Annotated in this window: 4 protein-coding genes; all 4 read left to right on the forward strand. The window is 43.6% G+C overall.

Going from position 1 to position 4,936, the window contains the following annotated elements:
* Window positions 1–79: 79 nt before the first annotated feature.
* A complete protein-coding gene (locus MSA64_RS04640; RefSeq protein WP_154431844.1) occupies window positions 80–769 on the forward strand; it encodes a GntR family transcriptional regulator in 690 nt (229 codons plus the stop codon).
* 42 nt (window positions 770–811) lie between these two features.
* Window positions 812–1,069, forward strand: a complete 258-nt coding sequence (locus tag MSA64_RS04645) for a hypothetical protein (RefSeq protein WP_118567808.1) — start codon at window positions 812–814, stop codon at window positions 1,067–1,069.
* A 228-nt stretch (window positions 1,070–1,297) separates the two neighbouring features.
* Window positions 1,298–2,989: a sensor domain-containing diguanylate cyclase gene (locus MSA64_RS04650; RefSeq protein WP_205840001.1), complete on the forward strand. Its 1,692-nt coding sequence runs from the start codon at window positions 1,298–1,300 to the stop codon at window positions 2,987–2,989.
* The gene (locus MSA64_RS04655) at window positions 2,979–4,895 is read left to right on the forward strand and encodes a GGDEF domain-containing phosphodiesterase (RefSeq protein ID WP_287890781.1); all 1,917 of its coding nucleotides are present in this window, start codon (window positions 2,979–2,981) and stop codon (window positions 4,893–4,895) included. The genes MSA64_RS04650 and MSA64_RS04655 overlap by 11 nt, the downstream gene beginning before the upstream one ends.
* Window positions 4,896–4,936 lie beyond the last annotated feature (41 nt).

The raw sequence follows: 4,936 nt of genomic DNA on the forward strand, positions 1-4,936 counted from the left end.
GAAAAGAAATACTTTACAGTGCCCGGAAATTCAGATAAAATATTTCGTGGTAAGATAATAAAGTAAGACAGGAAGATACATGAGCGAATTATTATACCAAACATTAAGAGAAAGTGTAGTGAATGCAATCCGGACCAAGATCATGAATCATCAGATACACCCTGGGGAGCGGATCGTGGAAATGGAACTGGCACACGAATTCCAGACCAGCCGGGGGCCAATCAGGGAAGCACTGCGCCAGCTGGAAAACGAAGGAATCGTAGAGTATACCAGAAATGTAGGATGTTCCGTGCGGACATTTTCTTTCTGGGATTCCTATGAAGTATATCTGCTTCGTACCAACTATGAGGCCGTCAGCGTGCGGTTTCTGAACGGGAAAATACCAGGGGAAACGATACAGAAAATGGAAGAGATTCTGGAGCGAATGAGAAAAATTTCAACAGAAGAGTTCGAGAGCGTTTTTGAATACGACAACTGTTTTCATGAGCAGCTGGTGTTGATGTCCGGACTTCCGAGACTTGCCAAAGCGTGGAAAGAACTGTACTATGGAAATCTGCTGGCAGGGTACGAACTGGTAAATGAAAAAGAAAAGATTATGGCAAACCAGTACGACAATCATATTGCGATTCTGAAAGCCTGTAAGGAAGGCAACCCGGAAAAAATCTGCGATGAAGTGAAAAAACATTACTGGAAGACAATTTTCTGCATGATGCAGGAACAAAAGATTAAAGATCCTGATCTGGAACAGGCATGGATGATGGCAATCTAGAGCCTTTTTCAGACACGCTCTAGCAAAAGATGGAGAAAAAGCATGGAAGAATTATATCAGGCAATCGAAGAAAAAATTAAAGCTTCCGGATATCCGAGAGAAATATCCGGGGAACGGGTCTATGATGATATCTGTGATCAGATCGAAGGAAAAGAAAACGGAACGTATCTGGTACTTTCCAAATTTGAGGAAGATGTGGTATTTGAGTATCATATCACTGTTTCTGATGATAACTTTAATCTGGGAATTCTGACGATGAAGACACCGGAAGGAGTTTTTGAGACAGATTTTGATCGCTGAGCGTCGTGTCGTGAATGGGGAATACTAGTTACATATACGGATGAAAATCCCCTGAATCCAGAGATGTGATTCAGGGGGTTTTTTCGCTTCACAGGAAATTGCGTTCCTGTAAGTAAAAAACGCTCCGCGAGGATGCACACTGCGACGTATAAGGTAGATTCCGCAAGCGACCGACGCAGGCGCGAGAATGTGCCAAGGTACATACTTTGTTCTATGGAGAGGGGAAAGATGCAAAAATATATGCAAAAAAAGAGAATCTTTCCGGCATGTCTGTTTCTGATGTTTGTTCTGATGATTCTGGTAATTGGAAAAGAAACAGAGATGACTGGAAGAGGGGAAACTCAGAAAATCCGGAATCTGAGCGATGGATGGTATTATCTGAAAGACGGGGAAAGAACAGAAGTGACTCTTCCGACAACACTTCAGGAAGATCCGGGAACAGTACTGGAATTATATAACGATACAGTGACGGATGAGAACAGAGATATGGTTCTTCTCACCTGGGGAGCACCATATCACCTGCAGATCCAGATGGATGGAAAAACAATTTATCAGTATCGCGATTACGGATTTAAAAGAAACCTGCAGATGGCAAGAAAACTGGAATGCCGCGTGACATTGCCGGCGTTACACAAAAGCAGTCAGCTGTGCTTTCTGTATACTGTGCCGGAAAGTGGAGTGTGTAAACTGACACCGGTATATATGGGGAGCAGCGAAGCTATTTTCAGATTTCAGATCATGAATGCGGCGCCTGTGTTTGTGATCGTTCTGGGTATGCTGGTACTGGGTATTTTCGCAATCGGAATCTATGCGTATCTTCGTGCACGGAAAATGACAGAACGACGGTTTGCCAATGTGGGATTGTTTCTGCTCTTATGTGGCATCTGGTGCGTGACAGACTCTTCGCTGATGCAGTATCTGAGTCATTATTCACCGGCGATCAATGAAATATCTTTTTATGCGTTTATGCTTATGAGTGTTCCGGTTATCCGGTTTGTGCGGGAGACAGAAGGAATGCAGAAGTATAAAAGCATATCGGTGCTGATTGCTCTGTTTTATCTGAATGTGATTTTGCAAAGTATCTGCACCTACTGGTTCCATATTCAGCTTATCAACATGCTGATGATTACTCATCTGCTTCTTGTGGGTGGATGTATCCTTCTGAGTGTTCTTTTATACCGGGAATACAAGGCAGTGAAAAACAGGCAGATATATTCGATCCTCATGGCATTCGGTGTTCTGGCCTTTGTCGGCGTGGGAACCCTGGTGTTATACTGGTTTTTCGGAATTACCGGATACGATCTGATTTTCGAAGCGGGAATTGTCGTTTTTGTATCTGTTCTTCTGTGGGGCCTTGGCAAGACTATGGTGGAAAATATGCGTTTCCGGACGGAAGCAGAGGTATATAAAAAACTGGCACAGGAAGATCAGATGACCGGTATGAAAAACCGGTACTCCTATGAAAAAATTTTAGAGGATCTTGAAGATGGTATCTGTAATTGGAAAAATGCAGTGCTGATATTTATGGATATGAATCATCTGAAACAGATAAATGATATTTATGGACACGGAGCCGGAGATGAACTTCTGATTGGAGCAGCACAGAGTATCCAGAAAGCGTATGGAAGTCTCGGATATTGTTTTCGGATAGGAGGAGACGAGTTTTGCGCGATTCTTCCGGAAATAAAAATATCCGAAGAAGAACTTTCCCGCAGACTGGATGCAGCGGTAGAAGAATATAATCGTTCCAATGACCAGAAGCTGTCAGTAGCCCGGGGATTCAGCTGGTTACAGGACAGTCGGGGGATGAGAAAGAGTATCAGTGACTGGAAGTTCGAGGCTGATCAGAATATGTACAGCAATAAGGGCTGGTACAAAAGAGAAGAAGTACAAGAGGAAGGTACCCGCTATGAGATATAATATGGATTTTTTAGTGGCAGCACTGATCTTTCTGATTGTCTTATGGCATCATTTTATGAAACAACGACAGTATGCAGGTAACAAGACAGAAAAAACATTTCAGATTTTTATGATGCTTGGAATCGGAGATATTCTACTGGATATGGTCAGTACAGTTGTTATTGACAACAGTCGTCCGGAATTCGCCAGAATGCTTTATGTGATTTTATTGCTGTTTTATCTGTGCCAGCTGCTGATTCCACCGGTTCTTTATCTGTATACACTGGCACTGGCAGGAGGGGCAGTGGAAGAAAAATTATCGGGGATACGTTGTCTGTTGCTTTTGCCAACCGTGGTGCTTACGGTGCTGGTCATGGGTAATTTTCAGACCGGTCTTTTATTTTCTGTCACAGCGAACGGAGCATATATCAGGGGGCCGCTGTATCTTATGATGTATATGCAGGCTGTCTGGTATGGTCTGGTGATCGGTGGGGAAAGCATCCGGAATTATCAGAAACTGGGAAAACGAAAATTTGGTATAATCTGGGAAATTCTTTTTATTATGGTCAGCTGTGTGCTGTTGCAGGGAGTTTATCAGGAAGTTCTGCTGACCGGATTTGCTATAGCACTTTGTCTGATGGTCCTGCTGCTTGCTTTTCAGAACCCGTATGTGTATACCGATAATCTGACAGGACTTTTGGATATGCAATGTTTTCAGGAGTGGGCAGAAGAACAGTGCAGACGCAAACGGGATATTCATGTGGCAGTTGTTGATCTCCGGCAGCTGAAACAGCTGAATACCATTTACGGGGTTCCATGGACAGATCGTTTTTTGAAAAAGATAGCAGGGCAGATACGGGAGTTTACGGAAAGTCCCTATGTTTACAGAATCAGTGGGAAAAGGATACTGATCGGAATGTACTCTTTTGAAGAATACGAAGCAGTATTGCAGAAGCTGCTGCAGTATTTTTCTCATCCGATTGCCATGGAAGGGGAAGAAATTCTGTTTTCAGCAGCAATCTGCGGAATACCATACGGGAATCAGCTTGGCAGTGAAAATCTCCTGAATTATGTAGGATATCTGACGGCACTAGTTCCGAGAACTCAGGAAACATTGCTGGTCCGGGGGGACGAATACGTAAAGCACGGATTTCTCCGGCAAAAAACAATTGAAGCATATCTTTACAGAGCGATAGAAGAAGATTTGTTTGAAGTATATTATCAGCCGGTTTATTCGATCAGGGAAAAGAGATTTGTTACGGCAGAAGCACTCAGCCGGCTGCATCACCCTGGTCTCGGACCGATATCTCCGGAAATATTTATACGGATTGCTGAGCAGAATGGACAAATCAATGAGATTGGCCTGCAGCAGTTCCGAAAAGTGTGCCGGATGGTCCAAAAATGTCCGGAAATCATGCAGCAGCTGAAAAATATTAAGTACAATCTTTCACCGGCTCAGCTTCTGAAGAAAGGATATGTCGGACGATTGCTGGAAATTATCCGGGAACATGGATTGGAGCCGTCGTTTTTTCAGTTTGAGATCACAGAGACCGTTGCGACAGAATACAAAGAAGAGGTGTATGAGGCGGTGGAAGTCTTTGTAAAAGATGGTATAGGCCTGTGCATGGATGATTTTGGTTCCGGGTATGCCAACTTGAATGCGGTACTGAAATTGCCGTTCCAGTGTATCAAGATGGATCGCTCCATGTTAAATGGTATCCGTCAGCATAAGGTAGCAGGAGAGTTTTATCGTAACATTGTAACGATTCTCCGGCAACAGGGATATGCGATCGTGGCAGAAGGAGTAGAAGAGCAGGAAGAGGTGGAACTTCTGGAAGCGTGGGGCGTGGATATGATTCAGGGATATTATTTTTCCAGACCGCTCCCGGTGGAGGAATTTCTGAAAAAGATCCGGGAAGCCGGATAAATAAAAAAGAGGAAGCTCATATCGGAGACTTCCTCTTTTTT

The organism is Oliverpabstia sp. (assembly GCF_022785585.1).
Classification (GTDB): Bacteria; Bacillota; Clostridia; order Lachnospirales; family Lachnospiraceae; genus Oliverpabstia; species Oliverpabstia intestinalis.

Excerpts from the sequence above, each read along its gene's own strand:
- MSA64_RS04640 (WP_154431844.1), top strand. The coding sequence starts at position 80 with ATGAGCGAATTATTATACCAAACATTAAGAGAAAGTGTAGTGAATGCA.
- MSA64_RS04645 (WP_118567808.1), top strand. The coding sequence starts at position 812 with ATGGAAGAATTATATCAGGCAATCGAAGAAAAAATTAAAGCTTCCGGA.
- MSA64_RS04650 (WP_205840001.1), top strand. The coding sequence starts at position 1,298 with ATGCAAAAATATATGCAAAAAAAGAGAATCTTTCCGGCATGTCTGTTT.
- MSA64_RS04655 (WP_287890781.1), top strand. The coding sequence starts at position 2,979 with ATGAGATATAATATGGATTTTTTAGTGGCAGCACTGATCTTTCTGATT.